Here is a 22,964-nt window from a genome sequence, read left to right on the forward strand (position 1 = left end):
AATGTCCCTTTAGAGGATAATGAAGACATACATATTAGGGCCTTTAGCTCAGCTGGTTAGAGCGCACCCCTGATAAGGGTGAGGTCGGTGGTTCGAGTCCACTAAGGCCCACCACTTCTTGATTAACACAAAATGACTGGGGCTATAGCTCAGCTGGGAGAGCGCCTGCCTTGCACGCAGGAGGTCAGCGGTTCGATCCCGCTTGGCTCCACCAATATTCCCTGATAGCTCAGTTGGTAGAGCACTCGACTGTTAATCGAGTTGTCACAGGTTCGAGTCCTGTTCGGGGAGCCAAATCTTGAATATTTTCCAATTTTATATATAAGGCGGCGTAGCTGGTTGAGGACTACAGTCTATTCCAGTTAGGTAGGGTTTAATCCATATGTTGCTTGTTGGAGAGATACCCAAGTGGCTATAAGGGGACTCTTTGCTAAGGGGTTAGACTGCGAAAGTGGTGCGAGGGTTTGAATCTCTTTCTCTCCGTCATAAAGTTTGAAAATTTCAAGGATTCTTTTGTAAGGCCCGTTGGTCAAGCGGTTAAGACACCTCCCTTTCACGGAGGTAACAGGGGTTCGATTCCCCTACGGGTCATAGTATGGAGGCTTAGCTCAGCTGGGAGAGCATCTGCCTTACAAGCAGAGGGTCGGGGGTTCGAACCCCTCAGCCTCCACCATTTATGTTATACAAGTATTCCCTTTTAATGTCGCGGGGTGGAGCAGTTCGGTAGCTCGTCGGGCTCATAACCCGAAGGTCACAGGTTCAAATCCTGTCCCCGCAATTGATTTTCCTTAGGATTATCTATGGAACTGTGGTGTAGAGGCCTAACATGCCTGCCTGTCACGCAGGAGATCGCGGGTTCGAATCCCGTCAGTTCCGCCATTTTATGAAATATATAACTGGCATTTTTGTGTATTATACATATAATGTGGGTTTGTATATTGCAGCTATAAAACAACATATGGCTCGGTAGCTCAGTCGGTAGAGCAGAGGACTGAAAATCCTCGTGTCGGCGGTTCGATTCCGTCCCGAGCCACCTTTCAAGTGGGAATGAGTAATGTGCCGGTGTAGCTCAACTGGTAGAGCAACTGACTTGTAATCAGTAGGTTGGGGGTTCAAGTCCTCTCGCCGGCACCATTTTGGAGGATTAGCGAAGTGGCCAAACGCATCAGACTGTAAATCTGCTCCCTTACGGGTTCGGTGGTTCGAATCCATCATCCTCCACCAGTCTTTTCATAATCATTATGGCGGTCGTGGCGAAGTGGTTAACGCACCGGACTGTGACTCCGGCATTCGTGGGTTCAAGCCCCATCGGCCGCCCTTTATTTTCATTTAATGGGGATTAGCCAAGCGGTAAGGCAACGGACTTTGACTCCGTCATGCATAGGTTCAAATCCTATATCCCCAGCCATTAAGAGCCATTAGCTCAGCTGGTAGAGCACCTGACTTTTAATCAGGGTGTCGAAGGTTCGAATCCTTCATGGCTCACCATTTATATTTATTTTGCGGTCGTGGCGGAATTGGCAGACGCGCACGGTTCAGGTCCGTGTGGGCTAACCCCCGTGGAGGTTCGAGTCCTCTCGACCGCACCATATTTTGCGGACGTGGCTCAGCGGTAGAGCATCGCCTTGCCAAGGCGAGGGTCGCGGGTTCGATTCCCGTCGTCCGCTCCATTATCCATTCGGCGCCATAGCCAAGTGGTAAGGCAAAGCTCTGCAAAAGCTTCACTCCCCAGTTCAAATCTGGGTGGCGCCTTTACTGCTCATTATGGATTACATTTTGCGCCCTTAGCTCAGCTGGATAGAGCGTTTGACTACGAATCAAAAGGCCGGGAGTTCGAATCTCTCAGGGCGCGCCATTTTCTTAAAAATGTATAATATCGGGATGTAGCTCAGCTTGGTAGAGCACCTGGTTTGGGACCAGGGGGTCGCATGTTCAAATCGTGTCATCCCGATACTGATTTGCGGGTGTAGTTCAATGGTAGAACTTCAGCCTTCCAAGCTGATAGCGTGGGTTCGATTCCCATCACCCGCTTTTTGCTATAGCGGATTCTTGTTGCCTCAGTGGTGACACCTTATAAATAAAGAGAGCCTGTCTGGGGACAGCGCTCTCTCTTTTTTTTGTTTATGCGGCTATATCTTTACACAGGAATGGTCAGTTGGATGGAGGTCCCGTGTTCCGGTGCAGAGGTTAAGCTAATCCATCCTCCTACGCCCCTGGCTCGTTCCTCCATGCTGAACAGTCCCACTCCTTCCCCTTGAGATTGCTCAGAGAATCCGATACCCTCATCCCAAATGGTCACTTGTATGACCTCACCCTGATCCTCTACGTCGACATGTGCCTCAGCTACGTCCGCATATTTGGCTACATTCGTCAAGGCTTCCTGTACAATCCGATAAATCGCTATTTCCTTTCGGATATCAAGGCGTTTACGCAAATTACATTGAAAATGTACCTCAATTCCATAATGAGAACAATAGTTTTCAATATAGGTCCGTATGGCTGGTACGACGCCCAAATCATCCAGAACTGAGGGGCGAAGTTCCCACGCCAGTCCGCGGACATCCTTAATAATGTCAGTCACCTGTGAACGCAGCTTTTCCAGAGCAGGACTAGGCTGTTCAGCAAGCTGGCTATCCAGTTGAATAATCAGCGCAAACAAGCTTTGCCCAATTCCATCGTGAAGCTCTCTTGAGAAACGCTTGCGCTCTTCCTCCTGTATTTGCATCACTTGCGTCATCATCGTCTGAAGCTCAGCCTCTACTTTTTTTAGTTTGGTTACCTCATTACGGATCGCCAAATACTGATAGGGCTTACCTTCTTCGTCCATGAACGGAACGATGGTGGTATTCACCCAATAGTAGGTGTTGTCTTTGGCTCGATTACGTATCTCTCCCTGCCATACCTCGCCTGAACGAATTGTGGTCCACAGGTTTTTCATAAAGGCAGGGGGATGATAGCCCGAATTAATGAGGCGATGATCCCGACCGATCAGCTCTTCACGACTGTATTGCGAAATCTCGCAGAACTTGTCGTTGACGTACTGAATAATGCCCCGGTGATCGGTCAAAGCAACGATAGAGGACGTATCCAACGCAAATTTCAGATTAGATAGCTGGTGAAGTGAGTTACGCAGTGCATGGAGAAAAGGGGATTCCGGTATATGCGCTTCCAAATTATCCAGCAGCTTATCGGCTGACTCGCCAAAAGCATGCTGGAGCAAAGGATTAGAAGGTTCATTCATAATGCAGCAGCCCCTTTTTTAGTGCAAATTTGACCAGCTCGGGCCGTGTTTTCAGGTTAAGCTTCTCCATCAGGTTACTTTTGTGGGACTCAACGGTTTTGACGCTGATCACCAGACGCTCGGCAATTTCCTTGTTTGCATATCCCTTGGCTACCCACGAAAGGATTTCCTTTTCACGTTCAGAAAGGGACTCATACGGGCCGGCTATGCCTTCCTTTTTGATCTTATCCAGATATTCACTCATTAGCCGTTTGGTCGCATTCGGGTACAGATAGGCGCTACCTTCGGCCACAGACTGAATGGCAGCAAGTAATTCCTCGTGAGGTGCGCTTTTCAAAATATATCCGGAAGCTCCGGCCTGAATGGCCCGGAACAGATATTCTTCATCGTCATGCATCGTTAAAATAAGGACTTCCGTATCGGGCAACTGTTTTTTCAATTCAGTGGTTGCCGTAAGACCGTCTTTGCCAGGCGGCATACTAAAATCCATGAGTACGACATGGGGCTGTAACTCTATCGCCTTGCGAATCGCTTCATCCCCGTCCGCTGCATCTCCTACCACCTTAATACCGTGTTTGCCGTCCAATAGGGCCATGAGGCCGGAACGTACGACAACATGATCATCCACTACAAGTATACGAATCAATTTGTCATCCCCTCGAACGGTAGAACCGTACGTTTTGTCATCATCATAGCAAATTTAAGGGATTCCAATCAACATAGACAGTTAGATATAATTATATTTCGTAATATATATCCGTTTCATTTTCTATAAAAATGCCATTAATCTTATAGAGTAAGAGTGTGGGCACATAGCTGACCAAGCTGCTCGGCGACTTGTGTGGCCCCTGCGACGTCGGAATCGGTGAACACTCTCACATCACGATTACCGAGAAGCAATACACCGTTCGGCAGATCCCCTGTGCTGGAAAAGGGAATAGCCACAGCAGAGTGAAGCTGCTCCGCCAGCATCAGCGCACATTCCTGACGTAAACGGATGCTGCCGGAGAGCATAGCACTTACGGTCACGGTACGTCCCAGACGAACAGCCATCCCGGCAATACCATGTCCTACCTTAAAAGAAATGCGCCGATAGCGTTCGCTACGGCTGCCAGAGGCATAATACCATTGCAACCTGCCGCCCGGCTTGGATATGAGCGCAAGTGCTGTGAGATCCCCATAGATACGATCTCTCAACTGATCCAGTGTTTTGCGCATTTCATCCGTTATTTCTAGCATAGAAGACACATCCTTTTTCGTAACAAAACTGTAGCTCTAACTTATTGTAGTCCCGGCAGTTACAAAAGTAAGTCAGGGAACCCCCTGATCTATAGGTGCAGGAAACACTGACTTTTGAACATGCGGGGCAAGAAGTAGGAGGGAAGCCGATAAATTAGGCTCCGCTTGATGGGAGGAGTGATATTTATCACAGCGAATCAGGGAGTAGGAAGGTGTAAAATCAGGTGTTCTCCTGATAACAACTGATGCGTCAAAACATTATGATATAGATATCAGGTAAACACGAGGAGGACACTAACATGCAAGCCACTTGTACGGAACGGTTTGGGGATGAAGTGGAACGCACGGGAATTCAGCTTTTTTTGACTGAGGAACATTTTGGGCTGCTGAAGGATATCATGTCCTGGAAAAAGGTAAAGGCGGGCATTACGCTTTTTAGAGAGGGCGAAGAATCGGAGCAGCTATATTATATACATTCGGGCCATGTTAAGCTTCGCAAGTCGACAGAAGATGGAAAAGAATTGATTTTGACCATTCAGCATCAAGGCGACTTGATTGGGGAGTTCAGCGGGATAGATGGAGAAGAGTATAGCTGCACTGCAGAAACAGCCGATGCCTGTGAGCTGGGCGTCGTGCGTGTTCAGGATCTGGAATCGCTTCTGTCCAAAAATGGAGCGATGGGGCTTCAATTCATTCAGTGGATGGCTATGAAGCAGCGGATTATGCAATCGCGGTTTCGGGATTTGCTGCTGTATGGTAAAACAGGTGCATTGGCCTCTACGCTAATCCGGGCGAGTAACACATGCGGTGTAGCAGTGAAGGATGGCGTTTTACTGAATATGAAGCTGAGTCACTCCGAGCTGGGCGAAATGATTGGAGCGACGCGGGAGAGTGTGAATCGGATGCTAAGCTCGTTGAAGGAGCAGGGGACGCTTGATACGCGGGATGGCAAAATAGTTATTCATGATCTCAAGGTGCTGCGCATGATGTGCTGCTGCCCTTCATACGGCCAATGTGCACATGAAATTTGCCGACTCTAAAAAATATGAACATGAGGATTTTACAAAAATCCACAAAGCGACGTGTAATCAGGAATATATAGATCGAAATGATTTTATTCGTCTATATATTGTACCTTGGAGCGACTGGAATCGAATTTTGCAAAATCCTGACATAAATAAGGCGGAATCCCTGAGGACCCGCCTTGATTTACGTCTTCTGACAACCTGCACTTATACATCAGCATTTTGCATAATTCGATTCTGAACGCTTAAAAGTACAATATATAGACGAACTAAACCATTTCGATCTTTATATTGCTGATTTAAAATCGCTCTTGGGATTTGTGAGAAATTATAACATTTATAACATAAAAAGGCTAATCAACGCTGTATAGCGGTCAATTAGCTGGGGAGACGATTATTGATCTATTTCAACCTGTTCTGTCTGGAGGACACTTAAGGCTTGAAGTTTACGTGTAATTTCCTTTTGCCACTTTATATCTCCGACTTGTACCGCAAGATTGAGAAGATCCAAATAATCATCAATATGCAGGGAGGTTCTACTAAAAGCTTCTTTCACTGCGGTCTTGCCTCCTTTGGAGTCCATGTATATTTCCCTTTTAATAATGAGAATCATTATCAAAGAATGAGCTTATTCATATTATGCCTGTGTTCGAGATAAATTGCAAGTTATGATATGAATGAGTTTTGAAGCGCACGAATGAGGGCTTGAAAAAACAAACTCTTCTCCTTAAGTTCACACATTGTTCACTTCTTTTCTATAGAACATAATGAAAAGAACAAGCGGGCATTGAGTGTTCACAGACGGGAGACAATTCGCGCAATGCTTCAACAAGAGGAGGAAAAAGATAATGGGCAGAACAAAAATGAAAGCGTTTGCTATTTTGATGGCGAGCGCCTTGGCATTGACGCTGACAGCTTGTAATAACGGACAGAGCGCAAGTCCGGGAAACTCAGGCAGCAAGGGTGGAGACGTTGCGAGTAAAGAAGTGACGATCACCTTCCAGAACATTAATCCTGATCCTAGCACTCCTTCATACAAAATGATAAAGCAAATTGTAAGTCAATATGAGCAGAATCATCCGAATGTCAAAATTGAGCTGGATTCGCTGAATACAGATCAACAAAAGCTAAAGCTGAAAACACAGGCGGCGGCGAAGGAAGTTCCAGATATTACAATTGTAAACCCGGCCGCACAGATGAAGCCCTTCGTAGATGCAGGGCTGCTGGCTCCTCTGAACGATGTGGCGGATAAAGATGGGTTAAAAGATACATTTCAGGATGGACTGCTCAATTATTATAGCTTTGATGATAAGCTTTATGCTTTTCCGGACGGCAACAATATAGAAGTAGTGTTTTACAATAAAGAGCTGTTCACGCAGGCGGGAATTCAAAAGCTGCCGACCACCTTTGATGAGCTGATAACGGCGGTTAAGGCGCTGAAGGCAAAGGGGATTACCCCGATTGCGATTGGGGAAAAGGATTCGTGGACCGGATCACTCCTTTTCATGAATATTTTGCTGCGTACGAATGAAGGGCCGAATTTTCTCAAGGATGTGCTGGACGGCAAAAAGACGTTTAATGATCCGGCCTTTGTGGAAGCAGTGGATGCATTTCAGGAACTGGTGCAGGCAGGGGCTTTCCCGGATGGAGCTACATCCATTGACTATAATGCGGGCGGCAATATTTTTAAAACAGGAAAAGCTGCGATGTATATCATGGGCACATGGGAAACAGGGTCTATTGATGCTTCTTCGGTAGCAGGCAAGGTGGGCGCGTTCCAATTTCCTACGGTGAATGGCAAGGGAGATGTGAATGAGTATGTGATTGCGCCGGGCAGTGCGTTTGCAGTATCGGCGAATAGTGAGCATTTGCAGGAGACAAAGGATTTTCTGCACTATTTTATTACAGAGATGCCCAAGATCCAGTTTGATCTGAAAAATGCGATTGGCAGCGGCCAGAAAATGAAAGGTGATCTGAAGGAAGCGGGCTACTCCGAGCTGGCGATTAACCTCAATGAGCTGTTCAAAAATGTGAAGGGCGGCGACCTCGCATTTGATAATACGATGAATCCGGCTATCGCGCAGGCGCATCTGAGCAGTATTCAAAACCTATTCGTGCAAAAAGAAGACTCTGCACAAGTTGCCAAGGAGCACCAGAGCGCTTTTGAAGCGAATAAATAAGTGAGGATTCTGCAAAAATCCAATAAGCGATTTCCAACGAACAATATATAGATCGAAATGGCCTAGTTCGTCTATATATTGCACTTTGGAGCGACTGGAATCGAATTTTGCAAAATCCTGAAGTTGTAGCTTAACAGGGGAGGGGCGCATTAGTTCCTTCCCTGATTTGGGATAACCATGAGCTGCGAATCCTTAGTAGAAGTTCAGAAAAAACACAAAGGAGATTGGAGCATGAATGTACTGAAGGTGCCGGCACGCACCATTGCCGTTTTCGTGCTGCCCTGCCTGCTGCTGTACACCTGTATGGTGTTTGTTCCGATTCTGGTGTCGGTGTACTGTGGACTACTGGATTGGAACGGAATATCTGAGGCGAAGTTTGTAGGGCTGGCGAATTTCGAGCGAATATTTACAGCCGATCCGGTGTTCTGGCCGTCTGTGAAGCGGACGATGATGTTCGCTGTGTTTTCCATGCTGGAAATTCCGTTCTGTCTGCTGCTGGCTATTTTGCTTAATCGCTATGTGCGTAAGGCGAATACACTGGTTACGATGTATTTTCTGCCAGTCATTCTGTCGGTGGTTATTATCGGGCAGCTGTGGAAGACGATCTATAATCCGGCCTCAATGGGTGGGATGCTGAACGGTATTTTGATGTCGGTCGGGCTGGAAGGCTGGACACGCTCATGGCTGACAGAACCGCAGATTGCCATGTACGCTCTCTATTTTGTGTCGTTGTGGCAGTATTTTGGCTATCATTTGCTGATTCAGTTTACCGGGGTGCAAAATATTCCGAATGAGTTGTACGAGGCAGCCAAAATGGATGGAGCTGAGGGTTTTAAAGCAGACCGTTATATTACGCTGCCGCTCATTGTGCCTATTTTCAAAATATCAATGGTATTGGCCTTTATTGGTTCTCTTCAATCGTTCGATCTGATCTGGGTGATGACGGGTGGAGGGCCTGCTCATGCAACGGATACGGTGTCCACGTATATGTACAACATGTCCTTTTTGTCCATGAAATATGGATATGGCAGCGCATTGGCTTCGTTTCTCGTGATTATCTGTTTGTCATTTACAATTGTGATAAATTTTGTTTTCAAACGAATCGAAAATAAGGTAAGCTAAGGGGGATGAAGCTGTGAACACCATGAAAAAAACATTGGTCTTTTCCTTGCTGGCGGTCTTGATCGTCACGCAGCTGTACCCACTCTTCTGGCTGCTGACCTATTCGTTGAAGACGAATGAAGAGATTTTGAGCGCAAGCTTCTTTGCACTCCCTAAAGTGCCCCAGTGGCACAACTATCAGGAAGCTTATGAATCAGGGAGCTACTTGCGCTATTTGGGAAACAGTGTGCTGGTGACTGGAGTTACGATGCTATTCGTCATTTTGTTAAGCTCGATGACTGCTTATGCGATTACGCGTTTCCGCTGGCGCTTTGGGGCTGCTGTGCTGACCTTGTTTCTGATCGGAATGATGATTCCGATGCAGGCAACGCTGCTGCCGCTGATGGTGATGTTCAAAAACATCAACATTCTCAATACGTATTTCTCGCTAATTTTACCCTACATTGCTTTTCAGACACCGATTGCGGTTTTCATCCTGTCCGGCTTTATGCGGTCCATTCCCCACGAGATTGAAGAATCCGCTTACATTGATGGGGCGAGCATTTATCGTATTTTTCGCAGTGTGATCTTACCCATCTCGATTCCGCCGATGATGACGGTGTGTATTTTGACCTTTATTAATATCTGGAATGAATACATTATGGCTGCCACCTTTATCTCGTCAGAGAAGCTCAAAACACTCCCTTTCGGCGTCTATACATTCGTCAGTCAGTATTCTGTGAATTACGGCAATATTGGCGCTTTTCTGGTCATGGGGGCCTTACCGGTCATTATTATTTATTTTGTCCTGTCCGAAAAGATTACCAAGGGCATGGTAGCGGGGGCGGTTAAAGGGTAGGCGAGCGATTCGAAAGGAGCGCACGGAGGTATGATGCGCCGTTTTCAGTCTATTCACCACCGCTTGTTTATTCTATTCCTGTTGAGCATGTCTGGTATTGTGCTGGCGATCAGTTTGTTATTTTATAACCGTACTACAGTACAGTTCCATGATAAGGTCAGCGAGCTGGCTCGTAAAAATGTTTCCCAAACGGCAGGACTGTTCGAATTGCTGCTCAGCAGCTATAACAGTCTGTCCAAATCGATCAGCAACAATATGGATTTGGTTCGTCTGCTAACGACGGATACCGGTGATTTACCCGCCGTCAATTACATCAATGAACGTACAATTACCAATATTCTGGGAGCTATCTATTATTCGCGGGAGGACCTGATAGGCATTCATGTCATCACAGACACAGGCAAGGTATACAACTACGGTAATTATATGAATGTTATTGATACCGATTACGAACACACTGAATGGTATAAGGAAATTCGAAAGTCAGCGGGCAAAATCGCATGGCTGGGCGTTTATCCTCACTCTGTCATTGACCAGGTGGAAACCAGACCGGTGTTTGCGTTCGGGCGCCAGCTCTATGATCTGGATGAGCATAAGCCGATTGGTATCGTCCTGTTTGAAGCTGAACCGCGCTCGGTTCTGTCCGCCCTCCACAATTTGCGGCTGGGTACCAATAGTCAGGTATATCTCGTAGGCAATGAAAATCGGATTGTGTCGGCTACTTCCTCTGAACCGCCACCGGATCTGCAAAGTCTGGAGCAGCAGGTACCTGAGGATGATGTCATTGTAAATCGGAGTAATGAGAAGGTTGTAATCGCTTCCAAGTTGCCGTTTGCCGATTGGTCGGTCATTAGTGTGACCCCCAGCGGGGATTTGAACGTGGAGTTGGTGCAAAATCAAAGGTATTTGCTCATTGTGGTGCCTGTACTCATTATTTTATCCGCGCTGATTGCCTCCATCGTCTCCAGACGTATTTCGCTTCCGCTGAAGCGGGTCATTCGGGAAATGAAACGGGTAGAGACGGGGAATTTCCGCCATACGGTGGAGATTGAATCGTATGAGGAAATCAACCAGCTGGCGACATCCTTCAACCATATGGTAAGACGGATTGCCGAACTGATCGAGCTGGTTCGCATATCATCGGTCAGTGAAAAAAATGCCGAGCTGCACGCGCTCCAGACGCAGGTCAATCCGCATTTTCTGTATAATACGCTGGATATGATCTATTGGATGCTGGATGAAAAGGGGCAGGATCAGCTCGGGGAAGTGGTGCTCTCCTTATCCCATATGTTCCGCTACAGCAGTCATTGGGAGGAAGGGACCGATGTCAGCCTGCGCGAAGAAGTGGAGCAGATCGGGCATTACCTTACGATTATTCAGGCACGGCTGGAAGGCAGGGTATCCGTAGACATCGGTATTGATGAGCGCTGGATGGATATCCGCTTGCCGAAAATGACCTTACAGCCGTTGATTGAAAATGCGGTCAAGCACGGACTGGAGCCTCTTCATGCGAATACAGGCGGCAAGCTGCTCGTCAGGGCAGAGGAATATGACGGAGTATTAAGCCTGCATATTATGGATAATGGCGCAGGGATGGAGTACGAACGATGGGAGGTGGTTCAGGTTGCTTTGGCAGAACCCGGCAAGCAGACGGGCAGCGGGCAGGCGGGAGGCATCGGCCTGCAAAATCTAAATTTACGGCTACGGCACATGTTCGGAGAAGAGTACGGCCTACGGATCTCCAGCGTACCTGGGGCCGGAACGACAGCCACTGTAAGTGTGCCTCTGCCACAGAAGGAGGAGAATCATGAATATTCTGATAGCTGACGATGAAAGTATGATTCGGCAGGGGATTCGGCGCACCATTGGCCAGGCTCTGCCAGCCTGCGGCATTCATCTCGCTGCTTCCACCGAGGAAGCAGCAGGCATTCTGGCGGAGCATCCCGTGGATATTGTATTGACCGATATCCTGATGCCCGGTATGGATGGTCTGGAATTCATGCGCATTTCCAAGCGAAAGCATCCTCATCTACAGTGGGTTGTTATTTCGGCCCATTCCGACTTCCAATATGCACAAAGAGCAGTAAAGCTGGGTGCCAAAGACTACCTGTTAAAGCCGATCGGCAAAAAAAAGCTGCTGGAATGCATTGAAATGCTGGCAGCCGAAGCACTTGTCGCTTCACAGCAGGCGAGCGAGGGCAAGCTTCTCAAGTCCAATATGGTCTATTTGCGTGAAGCTGTTTTTCAACGCTATGCACTTGGACTGGATACTGGGAAGCTCGATATACAGCCGTTTGTGGAAAACTATCCGGAGTTTCATCTCTTCATGGTTCGTATGGAACCTGATCACAGGCAGACGCACCTGGAGCATTTTATGATTGAAAATGTACTATCCGAGCTGATTGAGGCAGGCGGCAGTGGCTTTGTCGTCAGTCTCGACCGCCATAGCCTGCTGGGCATTGCACGGCTGCGGGATGAGGCAGAGGCGGCACGGCTGGAAACGTTGCTCGAATCCCACTTGAAGCGTTATGTGAAGGTGCCGTTACAAATTACGCGTTCGGGGGTTCACCACAATTTTGCGTCCATTCCCGAAGAAGTGGCACGGCTAAGACGAACGCCCGAGGAGATTGCAGCGGCGGCGGTGGATGCCGGAGAATGTTTGCGAAAAGGCATGCATACGGTGGATGTGGCGTTGCAATATATTCGGACACATTTTACAGAGGAATTGTCGCTGGAGAAGGTGGCTTCGGTCGTCTTTTTGAATCCGGTGTATTTCAGCCAGTTGTTCAAGCAAAAAACCGGACAAGGCTACAAGGATTACGTTATTTGCTTGCGGATGGAGGAAGCGAAGCGGCTGCTCGGTGATCCTCATCTTCGGCTGGCTGATATTTCCGAGCGGATTGGCTATCAGGACATGCGGCATTTTACACAGGTGTTCCGGCGCAAATGTGGAATGACTCCGACCGAGTATCGGCATCAGGGAGTCAAATAAGGCGGTATCAACGAAGGAATGATGGAAGTTCCTCCAGCATAAGGCTGTTTCATGAGTAGAGCCGTAGAGCATCTACTCGGGAGCAGTCTTTTTCGTGTCTCCAGCCTGTAGCTGTTCAACCAATTTGCGAGCTGCATTGGATAAATAACGATCCTTGCGCCATACGACGGCAGGCCGTGTGAAGGGGAACGGCTCCTTAATGGAGAGTGTGCGAATTCTGTCCCCGTATTCTTGTCCCAAGCCAGTGTCTGGAATGATGGTAATCCCCATGCCTGTGGATACGAGCGCGAGAATGGTCGATATTTCAGGACAGTCCAGTACGACGCGCGGAATAAGATGGTGTTCCTGAAATTTTCGGATGACAGTTTCGTATAGCCCGTGTCCTTCTGTTCGGCGTGCCAACAAAAGGTCATAGCTGGCTGCTTCCTGTAACGTAATTTGTCCACTCGTATGACGATCTGCCCATTCACACGGAAGTACCGCAACAAAAGAGACGCCCTCCAGTTCAATCGTATGGTACGAGCAGTCGTCTACCGGAAGCAGCAGCAGAGCCAGATCGACTTTATTTTGATGCAGCAGTTCCTCCAGATGATGTGTGTCTCCGTGTCCTATTTTAACGTATACCTCTGGATATTCCTGGTGAAAGCGGCTGAGTTGTTCGGTAATCAGAGACATACAGACCGATGAAGTGCCTATGGACAGGGTGCCGGTTACGTTGCTTTCGAACTCTCCAATTTCTCTACAGGTATCCTCCATTTCGGACAATAATCGCTTGGCGCGGGTGTATAGTGCGTATCCGGCCTCGGTGACCTCCCACTTCTTTCCTTCACGGTAAATCAGCTTTACGCCAAGCTCATCCTCCATATTTTTTAGCTGTTGGCTCAGCGGTGGCTGGGCCATGTTAAGCATTCGGGCGGCCTTCGTGATTTGTCCTTCCTCGACGATGACGCAAAAGTAATGCAGTTGCTTCATATCCATTGGGGGATTCCACCTCATTTCTGAACAACCACTTCAATTTGAATACTTTTAAAGTATGCATTACATATATTATATATATTTTTCGTGTGCAAGGAACAAGCGTATAATTTTTGACAGTGATGCATTGGTGAACATAAAACGATGGGGTGGAAGGAGGGGACATATGAAGAAAATCATTGTAGGAATATCGGGAGCGACAGGGTCTATCTTCGGTATCCGTATATTGCAGCAATTACGGGAGGCCGGAGCCCAGAGCCATCTGGTGCTATCCCCGTGGGCTATTGCGAACATTCCCTATGAGACAGGCTATACGGTGAAGGAAGTGGAGGCCATGGCGGATGCAGTTTATTCGTATAAGGATCAGGCTGCGCGTATTTCCAGCGGCTCTTTCCGGGTAGACGGCATGATCGTCGCTCCTTGCAGCATGAAGACGCTCGCCTCCATTCGTATCGGTATGGCGGACAACCTGCTCACCCGATCAGCGGATGTGATGCTGAAGGAGCGAAAGAAGCTGCTGCTCATGACCAGGGAAACACCATTAAGCAGTATCCATCTGGAAAATATGCTGGAGCTGTCACGCATGGGCGTGATGATCCTGCCGCCGATGCCTGCTTTTTATAATCATCCTGCAAGTATCGAGGAATTAGTGGATCATATTGTTTTTCGCGCATTGGATCAGTTCGGTATTGTCACAACCGCAGCCAAACGCTGGGATGGAATGAAGCAGGCTGACTCCAGACTGCACCAGAATTGAGAAATCGGAAGATGAAGGAGAATGAAAGATGGCTTATAAAGACTTTCGCGATTTTCTGCATACTTTGGAGAAGGAGGGACAATTGCTTACGATCAGTGATGAGGTAAAGCCTGAGCCGGACCTCGCAGCAGCTAACAGAGCGTTAAACAATCTTGGAGATAAGACGCCCGCCCTCTTTTTCAACAATATCTATGGTTATACGGATGCTCGTATTGCAATGAATGTGATGGGCTCCTGGCCCAATCATGCCCTCATGATGGGAATGCCCAAAAACACACCGCTCAAGGAGCAGTTTTTTGAGTTTGCCAGACGCTATGAACAATTTCCAATGCCCGTGAAGCGGGAAGAAACCGCTCCTTTTCATGAAGTGGAGATTACAGAGGATATTAATTTGTTTGATATTTTGCCATTGTTTCGTTTGAACCAGGGAGACGGAGGGTTTTATCTGGATAAAGCGATTTTGGTGTCACGCGATCTGGATGACCCCGACACCTATGGCAAGCAAAATGTAGGCTTGTACCGGATGCAGGTGAAAGGAAAAAACCGTTTGGGTATCCAGCCTGTACCGCAGCATGATATTGCAATTCATATTCGTCAGGCCGAGGAGCGCGGCGAAAATCTGAAGGTCGCTATTGCTCTCGGATGTGAGCCTGTGATTACCACGGCTGCTTCTACGCCGCTGCTGTACGATCAATCGGAATATGAGATGGCGGGCGCCATTCAGGGTGAGCCTTACCGTGTGGTCAAAGCCAAGGATGCAGATCTGGATCTGCCTTGGGGAGCCGAGGTTATTCTGGAAGGTGAAGTGTTAGCGGGTGAGCGTGAGTATGAAGGTCCATTCGGTGAATTTACAGGTCACTATTCCGGCGGCCGCGCAATGCCAGTCATTCAGATTAATCGTATATATCACCGCAAACAGCCTATATTTGAGCATTTGTACATCGGGATGCCTTGGACGGAAACGGATTATATGATCGGTGTGAATACAAGTGTACCGTTGTTTCAACAGCTCAAGGATGCATTTCCTAATGAAATCGTAGCCGTTAATGCCATGTATACGCATGGGCTGGTCGCTATTATTTCCACGAAAACCCGTTATGGCGGCTTTGCGAAGGCTGTGGGGATGCGTACGCTAACGACTCCGCATGGATTGGGGTATTGCAAGCTGGTGATTGTGGTGGATGAGGATGTCGATCCGTTCAATCTGCCGCAGGTCATGTGGGCGTTATCCACCAAGCTGCATCCGAAGCATGATGCTGTCATTGTGCCGGGCCTATCAATTTTACCGCTTGACCCTGGCTCTGATCCGGCAGGCATGACGCACAAAATGATATTGGATGCGACGACACCCATAGCACCGGATATTAGAGGCCATTATTCCCAGCCGCTCGATTCCCCGCTCGGTGTAGCGGAATGGGAGAAAAAGTTGAGTCACATGCTTCGTTAAATATTTTTGAAAATAAAGAAAGATTAAAGGAGTGCTGACAGATGCATATTTGTCCCCGTTGTGAATCTAATCGTTCGGAGGTCGTTACCCGTTCGCCAGTTAAAGGCGCCTGGGAGGTCTTGCTGTGTCCTGTATGCATGTTCACATGGCGCACCTCGGAACCTGATAGCATTACTGATCCGGCAAAGTATAAATCGGCGTTCAAGGTGAACCCCCAAGATATTCCGAATGCCGCCCATGTCCCTCCTATTCCAGAGCGGGTACAGCGTCGTTCGTAAGCAGCCGTAAATTATGGTACTTTGAAGATATAGGCCAAATGTAAAGGGGATTATACTTCATGCAGACACCAAGGATCGGTAAGAAGCTGTTCTCGCTGCTGGATGGCAAGGGGCTGGAAAACAAGCAGCATGAAGCGATGATGCTGCTGACGGTCACGGAGGACCAGTGGCCGCATATTGCAATGATTAGCGTAGGTGAGATTGTGGCGCTGGACGAGAGGAATTTGCGGCTGGCACTATGGCCAGGGACGACTACGACGAGCAACATGATCCGCACCGGGAAGGCAACGCTTGCGGTGTTCATCGGCGGGAAGGCACATTATGTCCGATTGTCGCTGGAACACCTGCCGGCTTTGCCCGGGGCCAAGCATGTACGCGAGCGGTTTGCAGCACAGGTATTCGCAGCCCGAGAAGATTCGGCCCAATATGCGGATATTGTGTCAGGTGTTACAGTCCGACTCAAGGAGCCGGAAGCAGTGTTAAATCGCTGGAAGGAAACAGTGGCAGAACTGTTAATGTAAAATTTAGTAGTTAATAAGGACCAAATTTTCTTTAAAGCCTAAACTATTCTTTTCCACATGTCGACATAAAACGTAGGTATAAGGATTTTGCGAAATCCTTAATTTTAAGTTTCGAAATGGGAGGGAATTAGATTTTGAAGAATAGATGGTCCGGTTTCTTGGCGTTGGTCATCCTGATCTCAAGTTTTACATCATACGCAGGGTTTGCATCCGCAGCTGATCCGGTGCTTTCCAAGATTGTCCTTTCCTCTAACGAGGTAACTGTGCAGCAGGGAGATACGGCTGCGTTGACGGCTACGGCTATTTATGCCGATGGGACGACTTCAAATGTAACTGTAAGCACGGATTGGAAAAGTGATAATGCTGCTATTGCTACGGTATATAACGGTACAGTTTCTGGTAAGGGCGAAGGGGATGCGACTGTGGTTGCTACCTATAAAGATAAGATACAATCGGTTCAGGTACATGTAACGAAAAAGGTTAAGGCGCTCACATCCAGTGTACAAAGCTTGAGCTTGCGTTCAAGCGGCACAGGACAGATCAATCTGACAGCGACTTACAGTGATAATACAACTGCTCAGGTTTCGGGCGATGCTACCTGGACCTCGGATAACCAGAAGGTAGCAACCGTAGTTAACGGATTGGTTACCGCTCAGGGAGCAGGTACAGCCAACATTAAGGCCGTATACGGTCAACAAACCGTAACGATTGCTGTGCAGGTAGAACAGGTTAAACGTTTGGAAGTCAGTTCATCTGAGGTTTCCCTTTTGTTGAAGGATACCGAGAAGGTTAAGCTGACGGCAACATTCCCGGATGGAACGGTGCAGGATGTTACTGAGTCGGCAGACTGGAGTTCCAGCAATGCAGCCGTGGCAGATGTACTGAAAGGCACCATTACCGGCTATAGCGCGGGAAAGGCGACAATTACCGGTAAATACGGTACGATGTCTGCTACCATTTCAGTGGATGTGGATCAAACGAATAAGCTGAAAGCCAGCGAATCCAATATTTTTCTCCGTTTGGATGAATCCAAAAAAGTACAGGTTTCTGCGGTGTACCCGGATGGAACGGTAACGGATGTCTCGGATAAAGCTACATGGTCCACAAGCGATGAAAAAATTGCGACGGTGACCAAAGGAACGATTATGGCGATTGGAGCGGGTTCGGCTACGGTGACCGCGAAGTATGGCGATAAGACGGTTTCGATTAAGGCAGACGTGGAAACGTCCAGATATCTGAATTTGAGCGAGGACAAGCTAAGCCTGAATGCCAAGGAATCCAAGAAGCTCAAGCTAACCGCGACGTACGTAACAGGTACGGAAGAAGATATCACGGATAAGGCAGAATGGAAATCCAGCAATGAAGATATTGCTTTTGTCAGCAAGGGTGAAGTGACGGGCTATAAAACAGGTGAGGCTACGATCACTGCTTCTTATGGCGGCAAAACAGTCACAGCGACGGTATCTGTGAATGTGCCTGGTGATCTGGCATTGTCCTCCAAAACGGCAACGATTGATATTAATGAGGACTATGTTGCGACTCTGACTGCTACCTATGCAGATGGTCGTAAGGAAGATGTTACACAGGATGCAGAATGGACTTCAAGTGCGGAAGATGTTGCTTCGGTATCCAAAGGTACAATTACAGGTAAAGCAGCGGGTAAGGCGGTTGTTACAGCCACTTATAATGGCAAAAAGCTGACCATTAATGTACAAGTCGGTCTCGTAGACCGTTTGGAAACAGACACACGCGTGATTGCGCTTGGTGCCCAGGAAACGAAGCAGTTGAAAGTAACAGGCGTCAAGAGCGGCGGTACAAAAACAGATGTAACCAAGGATGCCACCTGGACGACCAGCAATGTGAAAGTGGTCGAGGTTAGCGAGGGTTTGATCAAAGCGAATGGCAGTGGTAAGGCTACTGTTACAGCTTCTTATGGCAAGCAAAGCATTACATTTACAGTAGAAGTGGATGTAGCGCAACAGATTGAGGCGGATGCTATCGCGTTATCGCTTAAATCAGGAGATCAAAAAACCATCGCAATTGTGGTCAAATCCAGTGACGGCAAAGAAAAGGATGTTACGGCCCAAGCCGAATGGAAAACGTTAAATTATAAGGTAGCTACAGTCAAAAAGGGCCAGGTTACCGCGGTAGGCTACGGTAAAACCAATATTCAAGCGAAGTTTGGCGGGAAATATATCACCGTACCGGTGGATGTCGATACGCTTAAATATTTGCAAACCGACGAAGTCTCGCTGAATTTGAAAGCAGGACAGGTAGCTAAGGTTACGGCTACAGCTACGTATAAGGATGAGTCGGAGAAGGATGTATCCAAGCCGGCAGTCTGGTCCTCGTCCCGAATTATTGTTGCCACGGTCAAAGACGGCAGCATTAAGGCACAGGGTAAAGGTAAAGCTGTGATTACCGTGAAATATGCAGGGAAAACAACGAAGGTACAGGTGAACGTACAGTAAGAAAAATGAGCAAGCATACGTCTAAGGACGACATGCTTGCTCTTTTCTTTATAAGGCGACTGTTCTCTCCCCATGTGTTATTTGGGGTGGCAGTCGCCTGAAAGCTATGACTTATCCTTTTTGGCTGGTATGTTGCGCGTAAGCGACTCCGTCAGACGCTTGCCGGTCGGCGTTTGGGCCAGGCCGCCTTTGGCGGTCTCGCGGTGCTTGGATGGCATCGCGCTGCCGACTTCGAGCATCACGTCGATGACTTCGTCAGACGGGATGGCGCTGCGCACACCCGCCAGAGCCATATCCGCGGCGGCAAGCGCGGTCACGGCTCCCAGCCCGTTGCGCACGATGCACGGAATCTCCACGAGTCCGGCGACGGGGTCACAAATCAGGCCGAGCGTGTTCTTGAGCGCGAGGCCTACTGCATGGATGGCCTGCTCTGGCGTACCGCCACGCAGCTCGACCATGGCCCCTGCGGCCATCCCGATGGCTGAGCCAATCTCGGCCTGACAGCCTCCCTCCGCACCGGAGATGAAGGAATTGTTGGCGATCACGTAGCCAATCGCTCCAGCGGCGAACAGTCCGCGAACCATATGCTCGTCATCCCAGCCGAATCGCTCCTGCGCGCTGATGAACACGCCGGGGATGACCCCGCATGAGCCTGCGGTGGGCGTAGCGACAATGCGCCCCATAGACGCATTGACCTCCGACACGGAGAGGGCATACGCCATGGCGAGTGCCGAGGCATCGCCAGAGCAGGTTTCTCCAGCACGTAAATATTCCGCCAAGCGTTTGCCGTCGCCGCCCGTCAATCCGCTGCGGGATACCGTGTCCTGTGTTTGCCCGCGATGAACGGCTTCCTTCATGACTTCATAATAATCAGACATTTGGCGGAAGATTTCTTCCTCCGGTGTGTTCGTCTCTTGTACCTGTTCCTTGATCATCAGGCGCCCAATCGTAGTGGATTCCTCGGCGCACAAGGCACCTAATTCATGCAGATGGCTAAACCGCATCGGATTCAGCTCCTTTTTTCAAATTAATCATTTTGATTTCATACATATAAGGCAAAGCCCGCAGCTCGGCAATTAATTCAGCCGGAGCGGGGCTATCGGTTTCAATAGCAGTGAGCGCTTCGCCATCCCGGCCTTTGCGATCCACGTGCATGTAGGCAATGTTAATGTCAGCTGCGCCCAGCGCCGAAGTCACCGCGCCCAATGTTCCGGGCTTATCCGAGTGAAGAAGCACCAGCGTAGGCAGCTCTCCGGTCAGATTAACCCGGAATTCGTTGAGCTGCTGGACATGAATGTTTCCGCCGCCGATGGAGGAGCCTAGCAGCGTGCGCTGATCTTCACCCTTCCATAGCTCGAAGCGGACCGTGTTCGGATGAGGGGCGGGCAGTCCGCTGACAGCGAACTCTACTTCCATCCCGGCCTGCTCTGCACATTGCTCGGCATCCGGAATCCGGTAGTCGTCTGTATCGTAATTCAGCAGTCCGGCAATGAGTGCCAGGTCTGTGCCGTGTCCCTTGTACGTATCGGCAAATGAGCCGTACAGCGTCATGCGGGCACGGTCAGGTTGCACACTGAGCCAGTGCCGGGCAACACGTGCGAGCCGCACTGCGCCTGCGGTATGCGAGCTGGAGGGTCCGGTCATAGCCGGACCAATAATGGAAAATACATCTTTGAAACGCATGGTGTGGCCCCCTGTATGTTTGAATACCATAGTATATGGTGCTGCCTCGTCTTGCGCGGGTGCGACGGTTTCTAATGCTGACGCAGCATGTAAGCACAAAAAAGGACAGGATAAGGAAATTTCCCTTATCTCTGTCCTCGTTACCTGAGAGTTTCGTGCGGGTGTATACCGCCTTACCCCTTGGGTGGCTTGCGCTCTCTCCAGAGTTGCGTCAGATGGCGATTCATGGACCTGAGAGATTATCCGCCAGCCGGGTGCTGACGTCTTGCTCCTTCGGTGCTGCCGGGATGTGATTCCCGGACAGACTCTCCCGTCATCTTCATTCGCGTATACCGCTCAACAATTCCTCCTAAGCGTAATGTATGCCATGCCCGGTGTCAATCACAGGTTGGAATTTTACATAATCAGGAATCTTCTCGATAAAAAGGATTAAATTTTACATAATTATGGATGAAAACAGGAAGGAATTAGAAGGTTGATAGCTAATCTGATAGAGGACAAGCTAATCTATGGAATAATGGGAGGGACATTTACGTATGGTAAAAGGTTTCCGGTTCACAGGTTCACGCTTAAAAGGAATGCTGCATCTGGCGGCAATCGTATCACTGCTGGTAGGACTCTTCGTTCCATTCGGCCAGGCCAAGGCAGAGGGCGCGTTGACAGTAGCGGAAGCGCTTCAGCGTCAAAGTAGCGGAGGTACGGTGACGGTAGAAGGCTACGTCGTCGGACACGCCACCGGATCGAAAACGGCTAATTTCTCTGCCCCGTTTGCAAACGATTTTAACGTACTGATTGCGGATCAGGCGAGTGAACGCAATACATCTAATCTGTTAAATGTACAACTGACATCCGCGTATAGAGGACCATTCGGGCTGTCAGGCCATCCTGAGCTGATCGGCAGCAAAATTCGCGTGACGGGTGCGCTGGGTGCCTATAACAATTTTGGTGGAGTGAAAAGCCCAAGCGCTCTGGAACTGGTAAGCGGAAGCGAGCCTGGGAATCCTGGCGAACCTGATCCTGGTACTACATTGCCGGATGGAAAAGGCAAAAAAGTGCTGTTCGATAATACGCACGCACAGACAGCGGGAGCAGCGGATTGGGTTATAGATGGAGCCTTTTCCGATTTTGCCAGCGGACTGCGTAATGCTGGTTTTACCGTGGACCCGTTGAACCGTTCCATTCCTTTTACCTATGGCGAGCAGGCTATAACGTACGACAAGCTGCGTCCATACGATGTGTTCATCATTGGTGAAGCCAATGTTGCCTTTAAGGCATCCGAGCAGGCCGCACTGGTGCAATATGTGAAGAATGGAGGCAGCATTTTCTTCATTTCTGACCACTATAACGCTGACCGGAACAAAAACCGTTGGGATTCCTCCGAGGTTATGAACGGCTACCGCCGTGGAGCCTATTCCAATCCGGCCAAAGGCATGACTACAGAAGAAGCTGCATCACCAGCTATGCAGGGATTAACCAGTTCCGACTGGCTTGCAACGAACTTTGGCGTTCGTTTTCGCTACAATGCACTCGGTGACGTAAATGCGACCGATATCGTAGCGGCAGATCAATCCTTCGGCATTACGAAGGGTGTACGTTCGATTGCGATGCATGCTGGTTCTACATTGGCGATTATTGATCCGACCAAGGCTAAAGGAATCGCTTATATTCCTACAGGCACGAAAAAATGGGGCAATGCCGTGGACCAGGGTGTCTATAACGGCGGGGGACGTGCTGAAGGACCTTATGCTGCTGTAGCCAAGGTAGGTCAGGGCAAGGCAGCGTTTATCGGTGATTCTTCGCCAGTTGAGGATGCTACGCCAAAATATGTGCGTGAGGAAAACGGACAGTCAAAGAAGACGTACGATGGCTTCAAGGAAGTCGACGATTCCACCTTCCTGGTACAGACGGTCCAATGGCTCGCATGGAAGCAGGACTACACGAAGCTGTCCGATGTGGCGGGCCTGACGCTGGACCAGCCAACACAGTTGCTGCCGTTCGAGGAGCCTGCGGCTTCTACAGAACCGCAGCCTGAGCCTTGGGCTGCTCCGGCAGCGGGCTACAAATGGTACGATCCAAGAACGTTCAAATCCGGCTCCTATGGAGCGGCTTCGTAACCAGCGAAGAGAGTACAATTTGAGCTGGACCAGCCAGTCGCTTGATCCCTTTAAGGGGGTCAGGCGACTTTTTTTGTGCTG

Annotated in this window: 19 protein-coding genes, 20 tRNA genes and 1 riboswitch; of the genes, 32 read left to right on the forward strand and 7 right to left on the reverse strand. The window is 48.9% G+C overall.

Translation table 11 applies throughout. From position 1 onward, the window contains the following. Positions 1–37: 37 nt before the first annotated feature. The 20 genes from QD47_RS19585 (at position 38) to QD47_RS19680 (ending at position 2,031) form a co-directional block, all read left to right on the forward strand. A tRNA-Ile gene (locus QD47_RS19585) sits at positions 38–114 on the forward strand. A gap of 24 nt (positions 115–138) precedes the next feature. Further along, positions 139–214: transfer RNA gene (locus QD47_RS19590), tRNA-Ala, on the forward strand. 4 nt (positions 215–218) lie between these two features. Beyond that, positions 219–294, forward strand: a tRNA-Asn gene (locus QD47_RS19595). A gap of 100 nt (positions 295–394) precedes the next feature. After that, positions 395–483 (forward strand) — tRNA-Ser (locus QD47_RS19600). A gap of 36 nt (positions 484–519) precedes the next feature. Next, positions 520–591, forward strand: a tRNA-Glu gene (locus QD47_RS19605). Between the two features lie 6 nt (positions 592–597). After that, positions 598–673 (forward strand) — tRNA-Val (locus tag QD47_RS19610). 31 nt (positions 674–704) lie between these two features. Next, positions 705–778, forward strand: a tRNA-Met gene (locus QD47_RS19615). Between the two features lie 24 nt (positions 779–802). Further along, positions 803–879: transfer RNA gene (locus QD47_RS19620), tRNA-Asp, on the forward strand. An 81-nt stretch (positions 880–960) separates the two neighbouring features. After that, positions 961–1,033, forward strand: a tRNA-Phe gene (locus QD47_RS19625). Positions 1,034–1,058: 25 nt separating this feature from the next. After that, positions 1,059–1,134: transfer RNA gene (locus QD47_RS19630), tRNA-Thr, on the forward strand. A gap of 4 nt (positions 1,135–1,138) precedes the next feature. Continuing rightward, positions 1,139–1,224: transfer RNA gene (locus QD47_RS19635), tRNA-Tyr, on the forward strand. A gap of 20 nt (positions 1,225–1,244) precedes the next feature. Next, positions 1,245–1,317: transfer RNA gene (locus QD47_RS19640), tRNA-His, on the forward strand. A gap of 16 nt (positions 1,318–1,333) precedes the next feature. Further along, positions 1,334–1,408 (forward strand) — tRNA-Gln (locus QD47_RS19645). A gap of 4 nt (positions 1,409–1,412) precedes the next feature. After that, positions 1,413–1,488 (forward strand) — tRNA-Lys (locus QD47_RS19650). Positions 1,489–1,502: 14 nt separating this feature from the next. Further along, positions 1,503–1,589, forward strand: a tRNA-Leu gene (locus tag QD47_RS19655). Positions 1,590–1,595: 6 nt separating this feature from the next. Next, positions 1,596–1,670, forward strand: a tRNA-Gly gene (locus QD47_RS19660). 10 nt (positions 1,671–1,680) lie between these two features. Beyond that, positions 1,681–1,752 (forward strand) — tRNA-Cys (locus tag QD47_RS19665). A gap of 26 nt (positions 1,753–1,778) precedes the next feature. Beyond that, positions 1,779–1,855 (forward strand) — tRNA-Arg (locus tag QD47_RS19670). 22 nt (positions 1,856–1,877) lie between these two features. Beyond that, positions 1,878–1,951: transfer RNA gene (locus QD47_RS19675), tRNA-Pro, on the forward strand. A gap of 9 nt (positions 1,952–1,960) precedes the next feature. Next, a tRNA-Gly gene (locus QD47_RS19680) sits at positions 1,961–2,031 on the forward strand. A gap of 106 nt (positions 2,032–2,137) precedes the next feature. Here QD47_RS19680 and QD47_RS19685 read toward each other — a convergent pair. The 3 genes from QD47_RS19685 to QD47_RS19695 form a co-directional block, all read right to left on the reverse strand. Then, entirely contained in the window at positions 2,138–3,241 is a 1,104-nt protein-coding gene (locus tag QD47_RS19685) for a PAS domain-containing sensor histidine kinase (RefSeq protein WP_044647720.1), read from the reverse strand. After that, on the reverse strand, positions 3,234–3,887 hold the full coding sequence (locus QD47_RS19690; RefSeq protein ID WP_044647721.1) for a response regulator: 654 nt from the start codon (positions 3,885–3,887) through the stop codon (positions 3,234–3,236). Before QD47_RS19690 ends, QD47_RS19685 begins: the two co-directional genes overlap by 8 nt. A 143-nt stretch (positions 3,888–4,030) precedes the next feature. After that, on the reverse strand, positions 4,031–4,480 hold the full coding sequence (locus QD47_RS19695; RefSeq protein WP_044647722.1) for a GAF domain-containing protein: 450 nt from the start codon (positions 4,478–4,480) through the stop codon (positions 4,031–4,033). Between the two features lie 299 nt (positions 4,481–4,779). On the opposite strand from QD47_RS19695, the gene QD47_RS19700 reads away from it, so the two are divergent. Continuing rightward, the gene (locus QD47_RS19700; RefSeq protein WP_044647723.1) at positions 4,780–5,520 is read left to right on the forward strand and encodes a Crp/Fnr family transcriptional regulator; all 741 of its coding nucleotides are present in this window, start codon (positions 4,780–4,782) and stop codon (positions 5,518–5,520) included. 379 nt (positions 5,521–5,899) lie between these two features. Here QD47_RS19700 and QD47_RS32600 read toward each other — a convergent pair whose 3' ends face one another. Beyond that, complete coding sequence (locus QD47_RS32600; RefSeq protein WP_014279404.1) at positions 5,900–6,061, reverse strand: lysine-specific demethylase; 162 nt, start codon at positions 6,059–6,061, stop codon at positions 5,900–5,902. 292 nt (positions 6,062–6,353) lie between these two features. Between QD47_RS32600 and QD47_RS19705 the strand changes: the two genes are divergently transcribed. The 5 genes from QD47_RS19705 to QD47_RS19725 all read left to right on the forward strand — a co-directional run bounded on the left by QD47_RS19705 (position 6,354) and on the right by QD47_RS19725 (position 12,637). Then, the gene (locus QD47_RS19705) at positions 6,354–7,685 is read left to right on the forward strand and encodes an extracellular solute-binding protein (RefSeq protein WP_044647724.1); all 1,332 of its coding nucleotides are present in this window, start codon (positions 6,354–6,356) and stop codon (positions 7,683–7,685) included. 231 nt (positions 7,686–7,916) lie between these two features. Beyond that, positions 7,917–8,807 carry a carbohydrate ABC transporter permease gene (locus tag QD47_RS19710; RefSeq protein WP_044647725.1) on the forward strand — a complete coding sequence of 297 codons (891 nt, stop codon included), beginning with the start codon at positions 7,917–7,919 and terminating at the stop codon, positions 8,805–8,807. A gap of 13 nt (positions 8,808–8,820) precedes the next feature. Next, positions 8,821–9,645, forward strand: a complete 825-nt coding sequence (locus QD47_RS19715; protein ID WP_044647726.1) for a carbohydrate ABC transporter permease — start codon at positions 8,821–8,823, stop codon at positions 9,643–9,645. Between the two features lie 30 nt (positions 9,646–9,675). After that, on the forward strand, positions 9,676–11,472 hold the full coding sequence (locus QD47_RS19720; RefSeq protein ID WP_044647727.1) for a sensor histidine kinase: 1,797 nt from the start codon (positions 9,676–9,678) through the stop codon (positions 11,470–11,472). After that, positions 11,453–12,637, forward strand: a complete 1,185-nt coding sequence (locus QD47_RS19725) for a response regulator (protein ID WP_044647728.1) — start codon at positions 11,453–11,455, stop codon at positions 12,635–12,637. Before QD47_RS19720 ends, QD47_RS19725 begins: the two co-directional genes overlap by 20 nt. A gap of 72 nt (positions 12,638–12,709) precedes the next feature. Here the strand turns inward: QD47_RS19725 and QD47_RS19730 are convergent, their stop codons facing one another. Continuing rightward, positions 12,710–13,615, reverse strand: coding sequence for a LysR family transcriptional regulator (locus QD47_RS19730; protein ID WP_044647729.1), 906 nt, complete (start codon positions 13,613–13,615; stop codon positions 12,710–12,712). 163 nt (positions 13,616–13,778) lie between these two features. Between QD47_RS19730 and QD47_RS19735 the strand changes: the two genes are divergently transcribed. The 5 genes from QD47_RS19735 to QD47_RS19755 all read left to right on the forward strand — a co-directional run bounded on the left by QD47_RS19735 (position 13,779) and on the right by QD47_RS19755 (position 19,086). Next, positions 13,779–14,369 (forward strand): flavin prenyltransferase UbiX, encoded by a 591-nt coding sequence (locus tag QD47_RS19735; RefSeq protein ID WP_044647730.1) that lies wholly within the window; start codon positions 13,779–13,781, stop codon positions 14,367–14,369. A 28-nt stretch (positions 14,370–14,397) separates the two neighbouring features. Further along, a complete protein-coding gene (locus tag QD47_RS19740; protein WP_044647731.1) occupies positions 14,398–15,816 on the forward strand; it encodes a non-oxidative hydroxyarylic acid decarboxylases subunit C in 1,419 nt (472 codons plus the stop codon). A 41-nt stretch (positions 15,817–15,857) separates the two neighbouring features. Continuing rightward, a complete protein-coding gene (locus tag QD47_RS19745) occupies positions 15,858–16,094 on the forward strand; it encodes a non-oxidative hydroxyarylic acid decarboxylases subunit D (RefSeq protein WP_044647732.1) in 237 nt (78 codons plus the stop codon). A 59-nt stretch (positions 16,095–16,153) separates the two neighbouring features. After that, positions 16,154–16,615 (forward strand): hypothetical protein, encoded by a 462-nt coding sequence (locus tag QD47_RS19750; RefSeq protein ID WP_044647733.1) that lies wholly within the window; start codon positions 16,154–16,156, stop codon positions 16,613–16,615. A 134-nt stretch (positions 16,616–16,749) separates the two neighbouring features. After that, a complete protein-coding gene (locus QD47_RS19755; protein ID WP_044647734.1) occupies positions 16,750–19,086 on the forward strand; it encodes an Ig-like domain-containing protein in 2,337 nt (778 codons plus the stop codon). Between the two features lie 104 nt (positions 19,087–19,190). Here QD47_RS19755 and sdaAA read toward each other — a convergent pair whose 3' ends face one another. Together sdaAA and sdaAB are read right to left on the reverse strand one after the other, a co-directional pair. Then, a complete protein-coding gene (sdaAA, locus tag QD47_RS19760) occupies positions 19,191–20,090 on the reverse strand; it encodes an L-serine ammonia-lyase, iron-sulfur-dependent, subunit alpha (protein ID WP_044647735.1) in 900 nt (299 codons plus the stop codon). Continuing rightward, positions 20,080–20,769, reverse strand: coding sequence for an L-serine ammonia-lyase, iron-sulfur-dependent subunit beta (gene sdaAB, locus QD47_RS19765; protein ID WP_044647736.1), 690 nt, complete (start codon positions 20,767–20,769; stop codon positions 20,080–20,082). Before sdaAB ends, sdaAA begins: the two co-directional genes overlap by 11 nt. Before the next feature lie 209 nt (positions 20,770–20,978). After that, positions 20,979–21,092: riboswitch (glycine riboswitch) on the reverse strand. Between the two features lie 213 nt (positions 21,093–21,305). On the opposite strand from sdaAB, the gene QD47_RS19770 reads away from it, so the two are divergent. Next, entirely contained in the window at positions 21,306–22,883 is a 1,578-nt protein-coding gene (locus QD47_RS19770; protein WP_044647737.1) for a DUF6359 domain-containing protein, read from the forward strand. Positions 22,884–22,964 lie beyond the last annotated feature (81 nt).

It is taken from the genome of Paenibacillus terrae (genome assembly GCF_000943545.1).
GTDB classification, from domain to species: Bacteria; Bacillota; Bacilli; order Paenibacillales; family Paenibacillaceae; genus Paenibacillus; species Paenibacillus terrae_A.

Bases quoted from the DNA above. Each gene is read 5' to 3' on its own strand.
- QD47_RS19720 (WP_044647727.1), top strand. From the start codon at position 9,676: ATGATGCGCCGTTTTCAGTCTATTCACCACCGCTTGTTTATTCTATTC.
- sdaAA (WP_044647735.1), bottom strand. From the start codon at position 20,090: ATGCGGTTTAGCCATCTGCATGAATTAGGTGCCTTGTGCGCCGAGGAA.
- QD47_RS19725 (WP_044647728.1), top strand. From the start codon at position 11,453: ATGAATATTCTGATAGCTGACGATGAAAGTATGATTCGGCAGGGGATT.
- QD47_RS19705 (WP_044647724.1), top strand. From the start codon at position 6,354: ATGGGCAGAACAAAAATGAAAGCGTTTGCTATTTTGATGGCGAGCGCC.
- QD47_RS19710 (WP_044647725.1), top strand. From the start codon at position 7,917: ATGAATGTACTGAAGGTGCCGGCACGCACCATTGCCGTTTTCGTGCTG.
- QD47_RS19700 (WP_044647723.1), top strand. From the start codon at position 4,780: ATGCAAGCCACTTGTACGGAACGGTTTGGGGATGAAGTGGAACGCACG.
- QD47_RS19750 (WP_044647733.1), top strand. From the start codon at position 16,154: ATGCAGACACCAAGGATCGGTAAGAAGCTGTTCTCGCTGCTGGATGGC.
- QD47_RS19730 (WP_044647729.1), bottom strand. From the start codon at position 13,615: ATGGATATGAAGCAACTGCATTACTTTTGCGTCATCGTCGAGGAAGGA.
- QD47_RS19740 (WP_044647731.1), top strand. From the start codon at position 14,398: ATGGCTTATAAAGACTTTCGCGATTTTCTGCATACTTTGGAGAAGGAG.
- QD47_RS19695 (WP_044647722.1), bottom strand. From the start codon at position 4,480: ATGCTAGAAATAACGGATGAAATGCGCAAAACACTGGATCAGTTGAGA.
- QD47_RS19685 (WP_044647720.1), bottom strand. From the start codon at position 3,241: ATGAATGAACCTTCTAATCCTTTGCTCCAGCATGCTTTTGGCGAGTCA.
- QD47_RS19735 (WP_044647730.1), top strand. From the start codon at position 13,779: ATGAAGAAAATCATTGTAGGAATATCGGGAGCGACAGGGTCTATCTTC.
- QD47_RS19745 (WP_044647732.1), top strand. From the start codon at position 15,858: ATGCATATTTGTCCCCGTTGTGAATCTAATCGTTCGGAGGTCGTTACC.
- QD47_RS19770 (WP_044647737.1), top strand. From the start codon at position 21,306: ATGGTAAAAGGTTTCCGGTTCACAGGTTCACGCTTAAAAGGAATGCTG.
- sdaAB (WP_044647736.1), bottom strand. From the start codon at position 20,769: ATGCGTTTCAAAGATGTATTTTCCATTATTGGTCCGGCTATGACCGGA.